This window comes from Streptomonospora nanhaiensis, from assembly GCF_026642255.1.
In the GTDB taxonomy this organism is placed as follows: domain Bacteria; phylum Actinomycetota; class Actinomycetes; order Streptosporangiales; family Streptosporangiaceae; genus Nocardiopsis; species Nocardiopsis tropica.
In genome coordinates this window covers 6,534,776-6,551,354 of the sequence record NZ_CP113264.1, presented here as the reverse complement: position 1 = coordinate 6,551,354, position 16,579 = coordinate 6,534,776, and the positions used below count along the sequence as shown (strand labels likewise).

The window sequence follows — 16,579 nt, the reverse complement described above, 5'->3', positions numbered from 1 at the left end:
GTTCTCCTCACCAGGACGGGGATCAGGGGGACGGGGGGCGCGAGAAGGCGCCCGCCCGGAAGTTCGTGGGCGGCGGGGCCTGCGGGGCGTCCTCGGTCTCGCGGCTCCGCGCGGTCTCGATGTGCGCGTGCAGGCGGTTCAGGCTCTCGCCGAGGGTACCGAGGTCGGCGCTGATCCGGGTGTGCATCTGACGGGCGGCCCGGTCCAGCCGGGGATGGACGCCCGGGGGCAGGGGCTCGTCCTCGGCCCCCTGCTCGCCGGGGGCCGCCTCCTCGTCGAGGATGGCCTGTTCGTCGCTCGGGTCGACCACGTCGAACTTCACTTCCACCCCTCCTTCTCCGGAGTCCTCCTCCGGGGGATAGGACGCACGTTAGCCGCGTGCGGTTCGGGAATCATCCCCGTCGCGCGTCCTTGTCCTCCCCGGTGGCGCCGGAAAGGATGCGAGGTCGGGGGATTCCTACCCGCGGGTACGTCCTTCTCCCCGCCGCCTCTCGGACGGGGGCAGAAATGGCCTTCCGGAATGCGCTTGGAAGTACGGCCGAATTCCACCGAGCCGATACCGGGGTCCGGCCCCGGGACCCCGCCGCGCGGCCGTGACGCGACGGCCCGCCCGCGCCGGATAATCGGTGGCGCGCACCGCCGGGCCACGGCAGGGTGTTCCGTCCGAGACCCTCGCGGACGGAGCACGGTTCACCTATGGACGACACCGGGAAACTGTTCGTGGACGAGGAGTCGCAGAAGCTCGTCACCGACCTCGTGGCCGCGGTCCCCTGGCTGGAGGAGGACTACGAGTGCCACGTCGATCTCGACGGCGGCCCGCTCCCCCACGTCTTCTTCTGGGACGTCACCCGGGCGGTGGTCGCGTCGTTCCTCTCCGACGGGAGCCACGGCCTGGACTGGGAGGGGGTCCTCGGCTTCCTGGAGGAGCAGAGCGCGCGCGGGGTCCCCGAGGTGGACGTGGTGATCGGCACGTCGTTCCTCTACTCCCTTCCGTGGCCGGGGCAGCCCGGATACGCCCTGGTCGGGCACCTCGGCCCGGTCATGGCCGAGAGGTTCGGGCGGATCCGGCCGGACGGCTGACGGAGCCGGGCCGCGGGCGCCGGGCCGGGGGCCGGCGGAAGGGGCCGGGGCGCGGCGGCGGGAGGCACGGCGCGGGCGGGGCGGGGGAGCGGTACGGCCGCACGGAGCGCACCCTTAGTCTTGTGCCATGACCCGCGCGAAGCTCGACAAGAAGCCCCAGGACGTCGCGGCGATGTTCGATGGCATCGCCGAAAACTACGACCTCGTCAACGACGTCATCTCGCTGGGACAGGACAGGATCTGGCGGAAGGCCGTCGTCAACGCCGTCGAGGCCTACAGCGGAGAGCTGGTCCTCGACCTCGCCGCGGGCACCGGCACCTCCTCGGAGTCCTTCGTGAAGAAGGGCGCGCGCGTCATCGCGTGCGACTTCTCCCTGGGCATGCTCACCACGGGCGCCAAGCGCCGGGGCGGCGCCTCCACCGGCGGCGTGACCTTCGTGGCGGGCGACGCCCTCAGCCTCCCCTTCGCCGACGAGACCTTCGACGCGGTCACGATCTCCTTCGGCCTGCGCAACGTCAGCGACGTGGACCAGGCACTGCGGGAGCTGCTGCGGGTGACCAAGGTCGGCGGCCGGCTGGTCATCTGCGAGTTCAGCCACATCCCGGTGGAGTTCGTGGACAAGCTCTACTCCACCTACCTCATGGCCGCCCTGCCCAAGATCGCGGGCGCGGTGTCCGGCCGGGGCGAGTCCTACGACTACCTGTCGGAGTCGATCATGGCCTGGCCCAAGCAGGCCGACCTCGCCCGCGACCTCCAGGACGCGGGCTGGTCCAGGGTCGCCTGGCGCAACCTGTCGACGGGCATCGTCGCCCTGCACCGCGGTTTCCGGGACAAGTAGAAACCGACATAGCGCCCAGGAAGCTCGATACTTCTTTTATAGCTAATAAGCACGCAAAACCCGGAGAACAGGGCGTTCTCCGGGTTTTTTGTGTTGCCACTGGGTCCCCTGGGGTGTCGGAAACAATCATGAGCTGCACCTTTGTCAGAAGGTGATGCCTTTAGGTGTCCAGTGGGGCTATCTGGGAGCAATATCCCGTTTGGGGATAACACGTCTAGCGCGCCCCCCGGGGGTCGCCTCGCGGTGCGTAAGGGTCTAGACTGCGGAAAAGAGCCTTGTGAAGTGCTTCACAAGGCCACGAGGCGCAGGACACATGGCCACATACCGGACATGTTGGAAGTCCCACAACACCCATACCATCCCCCGTGAGCGGGTCGTCCCCGCACTGGCCCGCCACGGTGCACCGCGCGAGCAGTCGAGGACCCACCCGTGAGCGAGACAGCCACCTCCTCTCCCAGAGGCCGGGAGCGGACCGAGTACGACGCCGACGTCATCGTCGTCGGCGCCGGCCCCTCCGGCTCAACCACCGCCTACTACCTCGCCCAGGCGGGACTCGACGTCCTGCTCCTGGAGAAGACCGCCTTCCCCCGGGAGAAGGTCTGCGGCGACGGACTGACCCCCAGGGCGGTGAAGCAGCTCACCGCCATGGGGATCACCTTCGAGGACGAGGGGTGGATCAAGAACCACGGCCTGCGCATCGTCGGCGCCGGCGTCCGCCTCGAACTCCCCTGGCCCGACCTGGCCGCCTACCCCGGTTTCGGACTCGTCCGCACCCGGCTCGACTTCGACCAGATCCTGGTCGACCGCGCGGTGTCCGCCGGCGCCAAACTCCTGGAGCGGACCAACGTCACCGGCCCCCTCATGGACGAGCGCAGCAACCGCATCGTCGGGGTCCACGCCAAGGACGCCGACCGCGAGCCCGTGACCTTCCGGGCCCCGCTGGTCGTGGCCGCCGACGGCAACTCCTCCCGGCTGTCCGTCGCCATGGGCATCCGCAAGCGCGACGACCGCCCCATGGGCGTGGCCGTGCGCACCTACTTCGAGAGCCCCCGCCACAAGGACGACTACCTGGAGTCCTGGCTGGAGCTGTGGGACAGGAGCGGCGACAAGGACGTCCTCCTGCCCGGCTACGGCTGGGTCTTCGGCGTCGGCGACGGCACCAGCAACGTCGGCCTGGGCATCCTCAACTCCACCGCCTCCTTCCAGGACGTGGACTACCGCAAGCTCCTGCGCCGCTGGACCGAGTCCATGCCCGAGGAGTGGGGCTTCACCGAGGACAACCAGAAGGGCGCCATCCGCGGCGCCGCCCTTCCCATGGGCTTCAACCGCGTCCCGCACTACTCGCGCGGGCTCATGCTCGTCGGCGACGCCGGCGGCATGGTCAACCCCTTCAACGGCGAGGGCATCGCCTACGCCATGGAGGCCGGGAACATCGCCGCCGACGTCATCGTGCAGGCGCACGGGCGGCCCACCCAGCAGACCCGCGAGCGGACCCTGCTGAGCTACCCCGACGTGCTCGCCGACACCTACGGCGGCTACTACACGCTCGGGCGCTACTTCGTGAAGGTCATCGGCCAGCCCGAGTTCATGAAGTACGCGACCAAGTACGGCCTGCGCCAGCGCACGCTCATGAAGTTCGCGCTGAAGATGCTCGCCAACCTCACCGATCCCACGCAGGGCGACGCCATGGACAGGGTCATCAACGGCCTGACCAGGATCGCCCCCGCGGCCTAGCCGCTCCGCGGGCCGGGCGGCCCCGATCCCCGGAGCCGCCCGCCCGCCCCGGGGAACCGGGCGCGGAGCACTGGGACAACACGGCCGGGCGGTCGGGTCCGGCGCCACAACAGGACAGCACGGGACGACCGAAGAGATGAGCTAGTGAAAGCAATCACAAGCATGCGCGAGCGTGCCGACCAGCCAGAAGGAGGGTGACCCGTGGAGCTCTACACACCGATATTCGTGCTCGGCGGGATCGGCGCCGCGTTCGTGGTGGTGTCGATGGTGGCCGGGGCGGTCATGGGCCCCAAGCGCTACAACCGGGCCAAGATGCAGGCCTACGAATGCGGCATCGAGCCGACCCCGCAGCCCGCGGGCGGCGGCCGCTTCACCGTCAAGTACTACATGACGGCCATGATGTTCATCATCTTCGACATCGAGATCATCTTCCTCATCCCCTGGGCCGTCCACTTCGACGCCCTCGGCTGGTTCGGACTGGTCGCGATCGTCCTCTTCCTGGTGAACGTCTCCATCGCCTACGCCTACGAGTGGCGCCGCGGAGGCCTCGAATGGGACTGACGACCACCGCGCGCCCCGCCCAGACCCGGCAGCCCGCCCAGCCCAGCCCGGAGGAGGTCCGCAGCTGATGGGACTCGAAGAGAAACTCCCCAGCGGAATCGCGCTCACGACCGTCGAGCAGGTCGTGGGCCTGGCCCGCAAGAGCTCCATGTGGCCCGCCACGTTCGGGCTCGCCTGCTGCGCCATCGAGATGATGGCCGTCGGCGGCCCCCACTACGACCTGGCCCGGTTCGGCATGGAGAAGTTCGGCGCCACCCCGCGCCAGGCCGACCTCATGGTCGTCGCCGGACGGGTCAGCCAGAAGATGGCCCCCGTCCTGCGCCAGATCTACGACCAGATGCCCGAGCCCAAGTGGGTCATCGCGATGGGCGTGTGCGCCTCCAGCGGCGGCATGTTCAACAACTACGCGATCGTGCAGGGCGTGGACCACATCGTCCCGGTCGACATCTACCTGCCGGGCTGCCCGCCCAGGCCGGAGATGTTCCTCGACGCCGTGCTCAAGCTGCACGACAAGGTCCAGAACACCAAGCTCGGCGCCCACCGGGAGCTGGAGATCACCGAGATCGAGGAGCGGATGCTCCGCCGGTCGCTGCCCGTGGTGACGAGGGACTGACATGAGCGAGAAAGAGCGCAACGAGGAAGCCGCCGAGCTGCCCGAGAAGCAGGGACGCGAGCGGCTGGCCGCCCCGGTCAAGCGGACCGGCATGTTCGGCGGCTCCACCGGGGGCGACACCTCCGGCTTCGGGGGGCTCCAGGTCAGGGGGAGCGCTCCCGCGAACAGCCCGCGCCCCTACACCGACCCCGACGACCCGCGCACCGCGGACTTCGACAGGGTGGCCGACGACCTGGAGGCCGCCCTGGGCGAGGACGCCGGAGCGGTGGAGCGCGTCGAGGTCGCCCTCGGGGAACTCACCTTCCACGTGCGCCGCGAGGCGCTCCTGGAACTGGCGCGCGTGCTGCGCGACGACCCGGCCCTGCGCTACGAGCTGTGCACGGGGGTGACAGGCGTGCACTTCCCCGACGACACCGGCCGGGAACTGCGCGCGGTCTACCACTTCCGCTCCATCAGCCACAACAGCGAGATCCGCGTCGTCACCACCTGCCCCGACGCCGACCCGCACGTGCCGTCGATCGTGTCGGTCTACCCGACCAACGACTGGCACGAGCGCGAGGCCTGGGACTTCTTCGGCATCGTCTTCGACGGCCACCCCGCGCTGACCCGCATCCAGATGCCCGACGACTGGCGCGGCCACCCGCAGCGCAAGGACTACCCGCTGGGCGGCATCCCCGTCGAGTACCGGGGAGCCACCGTGCCCCCGCCGGACGAGCGGAGGTCCTACACGTGACCGCCAGCACCCACAGCCACTCAGCCACGAAGGGAGGCACGGCATGACCGTCACCGAGGACTACATCGACGCCTCCGGCGGGGACTGGGACGACGTCATCGAGAAGGCGCAGGCCACCAGCGCCGAACGCCTCGTCGTCAACATGGGCCCCCAGCACCCGTCCACCCACGGCGTCCTCCGCCTGATCCTCACCCTGGACGGTGAGACCTGCACCGAGGCACGCGTCGCCATCGGCTACCTGCACACCGGTATCGAGAAGAACATGGAGTACCGGACGTGGACGCAGGGCACCACGTTCGTCACCCGCATGGACTACCTGACGCCGCTCTTCAACGAGACGGCGTACTGCCTGGCGGTCGAGAAGCTGCTCGGCATCACCGAGCGCGTCCCCGAGCGCGCCAGCGTCATCCGCGTGATGATGATGGAGCTCAACCGGATGGCCTCCCACTTCGTGGCGATGGCGACGTTCGGCATGGAACTCGGCGCGACCACGGTCATGACCAACGGGTTCCGTGAGCGCGAGATGATCCTGGACATCTTCGAGCTGGTCACCGGCCTGAGGATGAACCACGCCTACGTCCGCCCCGGCGGCGTGGCGCAGGACCTGCCGCCCGGCGCGGTCGGCCAGGTCCGGGAGCTGCTCAAGGAGATGCCCAAGCGCATCCAGATCATGCGCAAGCTCCTGGACGAGAACCCCGTCTACCTCGCCCGCACCAAGGACGTCGCCTACCTCAACCTGCCCGGCTGCATGGCGCTCGGCGTCACCGGGCCGCTGCTGCGCGCCTCCGGACTCGCGTTCGACCTGCGCAAGTCCAAGCCCTACTGCGGCTACGAGGGCTACGAGTTCGACGTCCCCGTCTCCGACGGCGGCGACGTGTACGCCCGCTACCGGGTGCGCATCGCCGAGATGGAGGAGAGCCTGAAGATCATCGAGCAGTGCCTGGACAAGCTCGGTCCCGGCCCGGTGATGATCCAGGACGCCAAGATCGGCTGGCCCGCCAAGCTGGCCCTCGGCCCCGACGGGCTGGGCAACTCGCCCGACCACATCGCGCACATCATGAGCAGCTCCATGGAAGCCCTGATCCACCACTTCAAGCTGGTCACCGAGGGCTTCCGGGTGCCCGCCGGCCAGGCCTACGCGGCCGTCGAGAGCGCCAAGGGCGAACTCGGCTGCTACGCCGTCAGCGACGGGGGCACCCGCCCCCACCGCGTGCACTTCCGCGACCCCTCGTTCACGCACCTCCAGGCCGTCGCCGCCATGTGCGAGGGCGGCACGGTGGCGGACGTGATCGCGGCCGTGGCCAGTATCGACCCGGTGATGGGAGGCGTGGACCGGTGAACCAGAACGACACCACACCCGACAGCGCGGACAGCGCGCAGGTCGTGCGCGAGAGGTTCCCCGACGAGGTCACGGCCCGTCTGGAACCGGACGCCAAGGAGATCATCGCCCGCTACCCCCGGCAGCGCTCCGCCCTGCTCCCCCTGCTGCACCTGGTGCAGTCCGAGGAGGGGCACGTGAGCACGGCCGGGATGCGCTTCTGCGCCGACCAGCTCGGCATCACCCTCGCCGAGGTCAACGCGGTCGCCACGTTCTACACCATGTACCGCCGCCGCCCCGGCGGCGACTACCAGGTGGGCGTGTGCACCAACACCCTGTGCGCCGTCATGGGGGGCGACGAGATCTTCGCGTCCCTCAAGGACCACCTCGGGGTCGGCCACAACGGGACCACCGAGGACGGCAAGGTCACGCTGGAGCACCTGGAGTGCAACGCGGCCTGCGACTTCGCCCCCGTCGTGATGGTCAACTGGGAGTTCTTCGACAACCAGACGCCCGACACCGCCAAGCGGCTGGTCGACGACCTGCGGCTCGGCAACGACGTCGCCCCCACGCGCGGCCCCGCGAGCCTGTGCACCTGGAAGCAGGCCTCCCGCGTGCTCGCCGGGTTCGACGACGGCCGCGCCGGCGAGGGCGTCCAGGCGGCGGGCGCCTCGCTCGCCGGACTCGACGTGGCCCGGCGCAACGGCTGGACCGCGCCCGACCCCGCGAACCTTCCCACCCGCGACCAGGGTGAGGAGGGCGCCAAATGACCACCCTGACCCCGATCCTGTCCCGCAACTGGGACCGCGCCGACTCCTTCACCCTCGACGGGTACCAGGCCACCGGCGGCTACGACGCGCTGCGCAAGGCCCTGGCCATGGAACCCGACGCCCTCGTGGACCTGGTCAAGCAGTCCGGCCTGCGCGGCCGCGGCGGCGCCGGGTTCCCCACCGGGATGAAGTGGGGGTTCCTGCCCAAGGACAACCCCAACCCGCGCTACCTCGTCGTCAACGCCGACGAGTCCGAGCCGGGCACCTGCAAGGACATCCCGCTCATGCTCGCCAACCCGCACGTGCTGGTGGAGGGCGTGGCGATCGCGTCGTACGCGATCAAGTCCAACCAGGCCTTCATCTACGTGCGCGGCGAGGTCGTCCACGTCATCCGCCGCCTGCGCAAGGCCGTCGCCGACGCCTACGAGGCCGGACTGCTCGGCCGGGACATCCTCGGCAGCGGCTTCGACCTCGACGTCGTCGTCCACGCCGGGGCGGGCGCCTACATCTGCGGCGAGGAGACCGCCCTCCTGGACTCCCTGGAGGGCTACCGGGGCCAGCCCCGGCTCAAGCCGCCGTTCCCCGCCGTGGCCGGGCTCTACGCCTCGCCCACCGTGGTCAACAACGTCGAGTCCATCGCCAGCGTCCCCGGCATCGTCGCCAACGGCGCCGAGTGGTTCACGTCCATGGGCACCGAGAAGTCCGCCGGCTTCGGCTTCTTCTCCCTGTCCGGGCACGTCACCCGGCCCGGCCAGTACGAGGCGCCGCTCGGGATCACCCTGCGCGAGCTCCTCGACATGGCCGGAGGGGTGCGGGCCGGGCACAGCCTCAAGTTCTGGACCCCCGGCGGCTCCTCCACGCCCATCTTCACCGACCAGCACCTGGACACCCCGCTCGACTTCGAGTCGGTCGGGGCGGCCGGGTCCATGCTCGGCACCCGCGCGCTCCAGGTCTTCGACGAGACCACCTGCGTGGTCCGCGCCGTCGGCCGGTGGATCGCCTTCTACGCGCACGAGTCCTGCGGCAAGTGCACGCCCTGCCGCGAGGGCAACTACTGGATGGTCCAGGTCCTGGACCGCATCGAGCGCGGCGAGGGCACCGAGGCCGACCTCGACAAGCTCCTCGACATCTGCGACAACCTGCTCGGCCGCTCGTTCTGCGCCCTCGGCGACGGAGCGACCAGCCCGGTCATGTCCTCCATCAAGCACTTCCGCCAGGAGTACATCGACCACGTCGAACAGGGCGGCTGCCCGTTCGACCACGCCAAGTCCACCCTGTGGGGCGACCGCCCGGCCGCGACGGGAGGAAACCAGTGACCGTCACCTCCAACTCCTCCGGCGGATCGGCGCCGGCGCCGCCGCCCGAGGACCTGATCACCGTCACCATCGACGGGTTCCGGATCCAGGTGCCCAAGGGCACCCTCCTGATCCGGGCCGCCGAACTCCTCGGCATCCAGATCCCGAGGTTCTGCGACCACCCGCTCCTCGACCCGGTCGGCGCCTGCCGCCAGTGCCTGGTCGAGATCCCCGACATGGGCAACGGCCGCGGCATGCCCAAGCCGCAGGCCTCCTGCACCATCACCGTCATGGAGGGGATGGTGGTCAACACCCACCTCACCTCCCCGGTGGCGGAGAAGGCCCAGCGCGGGATCATGGAGTTCCTGCTCATCAACCACCCGCTGGACTGCCCGGTCTGCGACAAGGGCGGCGAGTGCCCCCTCCAGAACCAGGCCGTGTCCACGGGGCGGGGCGAGACGCGCTTCGTCGACGTCAAGCGCACCTTCCCCAAGCCGATCCCGCTGTCCACCGGGGTGCTGCTCGACCGGGAGCGCTGCATCCAGTGCGCCCGCTGCACCCGGTTCGCCGCGCAGATCGCCGGGGACCCGCTCATCGAGCTGATGGAGCGCGGGGCCCAGGAGCAGGTCGGCATCGCCGACGGCGAGGCCTTCAACTCCTACTTCAGCGGCAACACCGTGCAGATCTGCCCGGTGGGCGCCCTGACCGGCTCCGCCTACCGGTTCCGGTCACGGCCCTTCGACCTGGTCTCCACCCCCAGCGTGTGCGAGCACTGCGCCGGGGGCTGCGCCCAGCGCACCGACCACCGCCGGGGCAAGGTCACCCGCCGCCTGGCCGGGGACGACCCGCAGGTCAACGAGGAGTGGAACTGCGACAAGGGCCGGTGGGCGTTCACCTACGCCACCCAGCCCGACCGCCTCACCCGCCCCCTCGTCCGCGACGAGGAGACCAAGGCCCTGGAGTTCGCGTCCTGGTCCGAGGCGATCACCCTCGCCGGGCAGGGCCTGGCCGCCGCGCGCGGCCGGGTCGGCGTGCTCACCGGGGGCCGCCTCACCTACGAGGACGCCTACGCCTACGCCAAGTTCGCGCGGGTCGCCCTCGGCACCAACGACGTGGACATGCGTGCGCGCGACCACTCCGAGGAGGAGGCCGCGTTCCTGGCCGCCCACGTCGCGGGAACCCCCGTCGGCGTGGACTTCACCGCCCTGGAGAAGGCGCCCGCCGTGCTCCTGGCCGGGTTCGAGCCGGAGGACGAGTCGCCCTCCACGTTCCTGCGCCTGCGCAAGGGCGCCCGCAAGCGCAAGCTGAAGGTCTTCTCGGTCGCCTCGCACGCCAGCCTGGGCCTGACCAAGACCGACGGCACGCTCGTCCGCGCCGTGCCCGGCGACGAGGGCCGCGTCCTCAACGCCCTCGACGTCGACCACCCCGAGGTCGTGGAGGCCATCGGTCAGGAGGGCGCGGTCATCGCCGTCGGGGAGCGGCTCGCCGCCGTCCCCGGAGCGCTCACCGCCGCCGCCGCCCTGTCCCGCCGCACCGGGGCCCGGCTCGTCTGGGTGCCGCGCCGGGCCGGGGAGCGCGGCGCCGTCGACGCCGGAGCGCTGCCGGGCCTGCTGCCCGGCGGACGCCCCGTGGCCGACCCCGCCGCACGCGCCGAGGTCGCCCGCGCCTGGAACGTCGGGTCCCTGCCCGAGCGCCCGGGCCGCGACACCGCCGCGATCATCGCCGCCGCCGCGGCCGGGGAGCTCGACGCCCTGGTCGTCGCCGGGGTCGAGCTGGACGACCTGCCCGACCCGGACGCCGCCCGCGCGGCCCTGGCCAGGGTGCCGTTCATCGTCAGCCTCGAACTGCGCGCGAGCGAGGTCACCGACCGCGCCGACGTGGTCCTCCCCGTCGCCGCCGTCGCGGAGAAGTCCGGCACCTTCGTCAACTGGGAGGGCCGCCACCGGCCCTTCGGTGACGCGCTCAAGGTCCCCGGAGCCCTCTCCGACCTGCGGGTCCTCTCCGCCGTCGCGGACGGCATGGACGTGCACCTCGGCCTGCCCGACGCCGCGTCCGCCTACCGCGAACTGCTCGAACTGGGCCTGTGGACGGGGAACCGGCCCTCCGGCCCCTCCACCCGGCCGGTCGCCGTCCCCGAGCCGGAGGCCGGGCAGGCCGTCCTGTCCACCTGGCGGCAGCTGCTCGGCACCGGGCGCATGGAGGACGGCGAGCCGTTCCTCGCCGGCACCGCCAGGCCGCCCCGCGCCTACCTGTCCAGGACCACCGCGGACGAGGTCGGGGTCCCCGACGGCGGGATGCTCGGCGTCACCGGCGCCCACGGCTCCGTCACCGTCCCGGTCGTCGTCGCCGACATCGCCGACCGCGTCGTCTGGCTCCCGGCCAACGCCCGCGGCTGCGTCGTCCGACGCGACCTCGGCAGCGGCGCCGGGGACACGGTCATCCTGTCCGCGCCCGAATCCGCGGGCGCGTCCCACCACACCGCCGGGAGGCAGCAGTGAGCCCCGCCGTCCACACGGGCGTCCTCCAGCTCGCCTCGGAGGAGACCCTGGGCGCCTTCGGCAACGACCCGTGGTGGATCACCACGATCAAGGCCCTGGCGATCTTCGTCTTCCTCATGCTCTGCGTGCTGATGATGATCATGGCCGACCGCAAGGTCATGGGCCGCATGCAGCAGCGCCACGGACCCAACCGGATGGGCCCCTTCGGCCTCCTCCAGTCCCTGTTCGACGGCATCAAGCTCTCCCTCAAGGAGGACCTGATCCCGCGCGGGGTGGACCGGTTCGTCTACATCGCCGCGCCGATGATCGCGGCCGTGCCCGCGTTCATCGCGTTCTCGGTCATCCCGATCGGGCCCGAGGTGAACATGTTCGGGGTCACCACCCCGCTCCAGCTCACCGACCTGCCCATCGCCGCCCTGGTCGTCCTGGCCACCGCGGCGCTCGGCGTGTACGGGTTCGTGCTCGGCGGCTGGGCGTCCCAGTCGCCGTACGCCCTGCTCGGCGGCCTGCGGGCCTCCGCCCAGGTGATCAGCTACGAGATCGCGATGGGCCTGTCCTTCGTCGCGGTCTTCATCATGTCCGGCACCCTCACCACGTCGGGGATCGTCGAGTCCCAGCGCGGGCTCTGGTTCGCCGTGCTGCTCCTGCCGTCCTTCCTCATCTACCTGGTGACGATGGTCGGCGAGACCAACCGGCTGCCCTTCGACCTCGCGGAGGGCGAGGGCGAGATCGTCGGCGGCTTCATGACCGAGTACGGGTCCATGAAGTTCACGATGTTCTTCCTCGCGGAGTACGTGAACATGTGCACGGTCGCGGCCGTGTCCGTCACGCTCTTCCTCGGCGGCTGGCTCGCCCCGCCCGGGGTCAGCGCGATCCTGCCCGGCGCCAACGAGGGCTGGTGGCCCGCCCTGTGGTGGCTGCTCAAGTTCCTGTGCGTCATGTTCCTGTTCATCTGGGCGCGCGGCAGCCTCCCCCGGGTGCGCTACGACCAGCTGATGAAGCTCGGCTGGAAGGTGCTCATCCCCATCCAGCTGGTGTGGATCACCGCCGTCGCCGTCGTCCGGATGCTCGTCCTGGACGGCGCGTCGCCGATCGTCATCGGCCTCGTGGTCGCCGGGTTCTCCGCCGCGACGATCGGGGCGTTCGCCGCCTGGGCGCGCTCCGCCCGCCGCGAACGCGCCGAGGAGGCGCGCCTGCGGGCCGAGAGCCGGCGCCGCGCCCACAAGGATCCCGCCTTCGGCGGGTTCCCGGTGCCGCCGAGCACCGCCCCGCACTACGGCAGCAGCGTGCTCGCCGAACCGCCGCGGACGGCCCCGGTCGCCGCCGAGAGCAACAAGAAGGGTGAGGAGGTTTCCGGTGCTTGAGTGGCTCAACCCCGTCAAAGGATTCGGCGTCACCTTCCACACCATGTTCAAGAAGGTGCCGACGGTCGAATACCCGGAGGTCAAGCGCCCCACGGCGCCGCGCTTCCACGGCCGACACCAGCTGAACAGGTGGGCCGACGGCCTGGAGAAGTGCATCGGGTGCGAACTGTGCGCCTGGGCCTGCCCGGCCGACGCCATCTACGTGGAGGCCGGTGACAACAGCGACGACGACAGGTACTCGCCCGGCGAGCGCTACGGCCGCATCTACCAGATCAACTACCTGCGCTGCATCCTGTGCGGGCTGTGCGTGGAGGCGTGCCCCACGCGCGCCCTCACGATGACCAACGAGTACGAGCTGGCCGACACCAGCAGGCAGAGCCTGATCTGGACGAAGGAGCAGCTGCTCGCCCCCCTCAAGGAGGGCATGGAGCAGCCGCCCCACCCGATGCGCCTCGGCGACACCGAGCAGGACTACTACGCCACCGGGCGCGGCCAGCACGGGACGCAGGGCGCCCCGGCGGAGAGCGCGGAGGGGGTCCGTTGAACCCGCTCTCCACGACCCACCACGGCGTCAACGTCCCGCTCGACGCGCCCGTGGACGCCCCGCTGTACCTCGCCGCGCCCATCACGGGCGGGGAGGCCACCGCGTTCTGGATCCTCGGCGCGGTCGTCCTCCTGGGCGCCCTCGGCGTGGTCTTCTCGCGCAAGGCCGTCCACTCGGCCATGTCCATGGCGCTGACCATGGTCGGCCTGGCCATCTTCTACGGCATCAACGCGGCGCCGTTCCTGATGGTCGTCCAGATCGTCGTCTACACCGGCGCCGTCCTCATGCTGTTCCTGTTCGTGCTGATGCTCATCGGCGTCAGCTCGGCCGACTCCCTCGTGGAGACGCTCAGCGGACAGCGGATCATGACCGCCGTCGTCGCGCTCGCCTTCGTGGGCGCCCTGGCCACCGGCATCACCCGCATCTCCGTGGGCGACCCGGTCGGGCTGGGCGCCGGGGCGGCGGCCGCCGGGGGCACCATCCCGTGGATCGCGGGCGAGCTGCTCCTGCGCTACGTGGTCGCCTTCGAGGCCACCGGCGCGCTGCTCATCACCGCCGTCCTCGGCGCCATGGTGCTCGCGCACACCGCCCGCACGAAGAAGCGGCGCACCCAGCGGGAGATCTCCGAGGACCGCATCCGCGGCGACCACCCGACCCCGCTGCCCGGACCGGGCACCTACGCCCGGCACAACGCGATCGACATGCCCGCGCTGCTGCCGGACGGCACGGTCTCCAAGCTCTCCCTCAACCCGGTGCTCACCGCCCGCGACCCCGAGTACCAGTCGCGGGTGCCCGCCGACGTCCGCACCGGCAGCCCCGCGCTGCCCGGCGGGGCCTCGGACCCGGCCTCCGCCAAGGAGGGCGAGCCCGTCTCCGACACCGGCGAGGGCCCCGGCGGCGACCCGGACGACGGCGCCGACGGGACCGGCGACACCGAGAACAGCAACGGCAACGGGCAGGAGGTCGAGTCCTCGTGGACCCGATGAACTACATCGTCCTCGCGGCGCTGCTGTTCACCATCGGCGCCGTCGGCGTACTCGTCCGGCGCAACGCGATCATCGTCTTCATGTGCGTGGAGCTCATGCTCAACGCCTGCAACCTGGCGTTCGTCGCGTTCGCCCGGATGCACGGGGACATCGAGGGCCAGGTCATCGCGTTCTTCGTGATGGTCGTCGCCGCCGCCGAGGTGGTGGTCGGCCTCGCGATCATCATGCAGATCTTCCGAACCCGCAGGTCCGCGTCGCTCGATGACGCGAACCTGCTCAAGCACTAGAAGGCGACGTGGCAGTGACATCTCACGCGTACCTCGCCGCCGAACCCGCGGTGGCGACCGCCGCCGACAGCGCGGTGCTGTCGAACGCCTGGCTGCTGATCGCCCTGCCGCTCGCGGGCGCGGCGATCCTGCTGCTCGGGGGGAGGCGAACCGACAAGTGGGGGCCCTGGCTGGCCACGGCCCTCCCGGTCGCCGCCTTCGCCTGGGCGCTCCTGGCCCTGTTCGACCTCCTGGGCCGGGGCGCCGACGCCCGCAGCGTCGCCGTCCCCGTCTACCAGTGGTTCGCCGTCGGCGACTTCTCCGCCGGGGTGGACCTCCTGGTCGACCCGCTCTCGATCAGCTTCGTCCTGCTGATCACCTTCGTCGGCTCCCTGATCCACATCTACTCCCTCGGCTACATGTCCGAGGACCCCGGCAAACGGCGGTTCTTCGCCTACCTCAACCTGTTCGTCGCCGCCATGCTCGTGCTGGTGCTCGCGGACAACTTCGTCCTGCTGTTCCTCGGCTGGGAGGGCGTCGGCCTCGCGTCCTACCTGCTCATCGGGTTCTGGCAGTACAAGCCGACCGCGGCCACCGCCGCCAAGAAGGCGTTCCTGATCAACCGGGTCGGCGACATCGGCCTGCTGGTCGCCATCATGATCATGTTCACGGCGCTGGGCGCGGTCAGCTTCAGCGACGTGTTCGCGGCCGTCCCCGGGGCCGGCGACGGCGTCCTGCTCGCCGTCGGGCTGCTGCTGCTCCTCGGCGCGTGCGGCAAGTCCGCGCAGCTCCCCCTCCAGGCCTGGCTCCTCGACGCCATGGAGGGCCCCACCCCGGTGTCCGCGCTCATCCACGCGGCCACCATGGTCACCGCGGGCGTGTACCTCATCGTGCGCGCCGGGCCGGTCTTCGAGGCCGCGCCCGTCGCCCAGACGGTCGTCACCGTCGTGGGCGCCGCGACCATGATCGCGGGCGGGATCATCGCCTCGGCCAAGGACGACATCAAGAAGTCCCTCGCCGGGTCCACGATGAGCCAGATCGGCATGATGGTCCTCGCCGCCGGGCTCGGCCCCGTCGGCTACGTGGCCGCCATCGCCCACCTGGTCACGCACGGCTTCTTCAAGGCCGGGCTGTTCCTCGGCGCCGGATCGGTCATGCACGCCATGAACGACGGCGTGGACATGCGCCGGTACGGGGCGCTCCGCAAGGCCATGCCGGTCACGTTCGCGACCTTCGGCCTCGGCTACCTCGCCATCATCGGGTTCCCGCTGCTGTCCGGCTGGTGGACCAAGGAGAGCATCATCTCCGCGGCCTTCGGCGTCGGCGGCACCCGGGGCCTGGTCCTCGGCACCGCCGTCATCGTCGGCGCCGCGCTCACCGCCTTCTACATGTCGCGGATGGTCTTCATGACCTTCTTCGGCGAGAAGCGCTGGGAGGAGGGCGTGCACCCGCACGAGTCGCCGGTCAGCATGACCGCTCCCATGGTGGTGCTGGCGATCGGCTCCGTCGCCCTGGGCGCGTTCATGACCCTCGGCGACCGGTTCGCGAACTTCCTGGCCCCGAGCATCGGGGCCCACCCGCACCACTTCGACGTGGCGCACGCGTTCACCGCCCCCTACGGGATCGCGGCCCTGGCCGTGATGGCGGGCGGTGTGGCCCTCGCCTGGGTGGTCTACCTGCGCAGGCCGGTGGCGAGGACCGCGCCCAAGGCCAACCTCGTCACCGCCTTCGCGCGTGAGGAGCTGTACGGAAACCAGATCAACGAAGGCCTGCTGATGCGGCCCGGACAGGTCCTGACCAAGGTCCTGCTCGTGGTCGAGGACAAGATCATCGACGGCGCGGTCAACGGGCTCGGCACGGGTGTGCGCGACTCCTCCCGCGGACTGGGCAGGGCGCAGACCGGCTTCGCCCGGACGTACGCGCTCACGATGCTCCTCGGCGCCGTCATCGTCGCCGCGACGCTGGCTGTGAGGTTCTAG

General features: G+C 70.8%; 16 protein-coding genes. 15 read left to right on the top strand and 1 reads right to left on the bottom strand.

Annotation, left to right across the window (positions count from 1 at the left end):
* Nucleotides 1-22: 22 nt before the first annotated feature.
* Nucleotides 23-322 (bottom strand): hypothetical protein, encoded by a 300-nt coding sequence (locus tag OUQ99_RS28220; protein WP_267946796.1) that lies wholly within the window; start codon nucleotides 320-322, stop codon nucleotides 23-25.
* Nucleotides 323-696: 374 nt separating this feature from the next.
* Between OUQ99_RS28220 and OUQ99_RS28215 the strand changes: the two genes are divergently transcribed.
* The 15 genes from OUQ99_RS28215 to nuoL all read left to right on the top strand — a co-directional run bounded on the left by OUQ99_RS28215 (nucleotide 697) and on the right by nuoL (nucleotide 16,579).
* Nucleotides 697-1,080 carry a hypothetical protein gene (locus OUQ99_RS28215; RefSeq protein WP_267946795.1) on the top strand — a complete coding sequence of 128 codons (384 nt, stop codon included), beginning with the start codon at nucleotides 697-699 and terminating at the stop codon, nucleotides 1,078-1,080.
* A 127-nt stretch (nucleotides 1,081-1,207) separates the two neighbouring features.
* A complete protein-coding gene (locus OUQ99_RS28210) occupies nucleotides 1,208-1,918 on the top strand; it encodes a demethylmenaquinone methyltransferase (protein ID WP_267946794.1) in 711 nt (236 codons plus the stop codon).
* 429 nt (nucleotides 1,919-2,347) lie between these two features.
* Nucleotides 2,348-3,652: a geranylgeranyl reductase family protein gene (locus tag OUQ99_RS28205; protein ID WP_267946793.1), complete on the top strand. Its 1,305-nt coding sequence runs from the start codon at nucleotides 2,348-2,350 to the stop codon at nucleotides 3,650-3,652.
* A 201-nt stretch (nucleotides 3,653-3,853) separates the two neighbouring features.
* Nucleotides 3,854-4,213 (top strand): NADH-quinone oxidoreductase subunit A, encoded by a 360-nt coding sequence (locus tag OUQ99_RS28200; RefSeq protein WP_267946792.1) that lies wholly within the window; start codon nucleotides 3,854-3,856, stop codon nucleotides 4,211-4,213.
* Between the two features lie 67 nt (nucleotides 4,214-4,280).
* Nucleotides 4,281-4,826 (top strand): NuoB/complex I 20 kDa subunit family protein, encoded by a 546-nt coding sequence (locus OUQ99_RS28195; protein WP_267946791.1) that lies wholly within the window; start codon nucleotides 4,281-4,283, stop codon nucleotides 4,824-4,826.
* Nucleotide 4,827: 1 nt separating this feature from the next.
* Nucleotides 4,828-5,559, top strand: a complete 732-nt coding sequence (locus OUQ99_RS28190) for an NADH-quinone oxidoreductase subunit C (RefSeq protein WP_267946790.1) — start codon at nucleotides 4,828-4,830, stop codon at nucleotides 5,557-5,559.
* A 43-nt stretch (nucleotides 5,560-5,602) separates the two neighbouring features.
* On the top strand, nucleotides 5,603-6,898 hold the full coding sequence (locus OUQ99_RS28185; RefSeq protein ID WP_267946789.1) for an NADH-quinone oxidoreductase subunit D: 1,296 nt from the start codon (nucleotides 5,603-5,605) through the stop codon (nucleotides 6,896-6,898).
* On the top strand, nucleotides 6,895-7,647 hold the full coding sequence (nuoE, locus tag OUQ99_RS28180; protein WP_267946788.1) for an NADH-quinone oxidoreductase subunit NuoE: 753 nt from the start codon (nucleotides 6,895-6,897) through the stop codon (nucleotides 7,645-7,647). The genes OUQ99_RS28185 and nuoE overlap by 4 nt, the downstream gene beginning before the upstream one ends.
* Nucleotides 7,644-8,963 carry an NADH-quinone oxidoreductase subunit NuoF gene (nuoF, locus tag OUQ99_RS28175; RefSeq protein WP_267946787.1) on the top strand — a complete coding sequence of 440 codons (1,320 nt, stop codon included), beginning with the start codon at nucleotides 7,644-7,646 and terminating at the stop codon, nucleotides 8,961-8,963. Before nuoE ends, nuoF begins: the two co-directional genes overlap by 4 nt.
* Complete coding sequence (locus OUQ99_RS28170; RefSeq protein ID WP_267946786.1) at nucleotides 8,960-11,440, top strand: NADH-quinone oxidoreductase subunit G; 2,481 nt, start codon at nucleotides 8,960-8,962, stop codon at nucleotides 11,438-11,440. The genes nuoF and OUQ99_RS28170 overlap by 4 nt, the downstream gene beginning before the upstream one ends.
* Nucleotides 11,437-12,804: an NADH-quinone oxidoreductase subunit NuoH gene (nuoH, locus tag OUQ99_RS28165; RefSeq protein ID WP_267946785.1), complete on the top strand. Its 1,368-nt coding sequence runs from the start codon at nucleotides 11,437-11,439 to the stop codon at nucleotides 12,802-12,804. Before OUQ99_RS28170 ends, nuoH begins: the two co-directional genes overlap by 4 nt.
* Nucleotides 12,797-13,348, top strand: coding sequence for an NADH-quinone oxidoreductase subunit NuoI (nuoI, locus tag OUQ99_RS28160; RefSeq protein ID WP_267946784.1), 552 nt, complete (start codon nucleotides 12,797-12,799; stop codon nucleotides 13,346-13,348). The genes nuoH and nuoI overlap by 8 nt, the downstream gene beginning before the upstream one ends.
* The gene (locus OUQ99_RS28155; protein ID WP_431061458.1) at nucleotides 13,345-14,334 is read left to right on the top strand and encodes an NADH-quinone oxidoreductase subunit J; all 990 of its coding nucleotides are present in this window, start codon (nucleotides 13,345-13,347) and stop codon (nucleotides 14,332-14,334) included. Before nuoI ends, OUQ99_RS28155 begins: the two co-directional genes overlap by 4 nt.
* Entirely contained in the window at nucleotides 14,322-14,621 is a 300-nt protein-coding gene (gene nuoK / locus OUQ99_RS28150) for an NADH-quinone oxidoreductase subunit NuoK (protein ID WP_013156051.1), read from the top strand. Before OUQ99_RS28155 ends, nuoK begins: the two co-directional genes overlap by 13 nt.
* A gap of 14 nt (nucleotides 14,622-14,635) precedes the next feature.
* The gene (gene nuoL, locus OUQ99_RS28145) at nucleotides 14,636-16,579 is read left to right on the top strand and encodes an NADH-quinone oxidoreductase subunit L (protein ID WP_267950533.1); all 1,944 of its coding nucleotides are present in this window, start codon (nucleotides 14,636-14,638) and stop codon (nucleotides 16,577-16,579) included.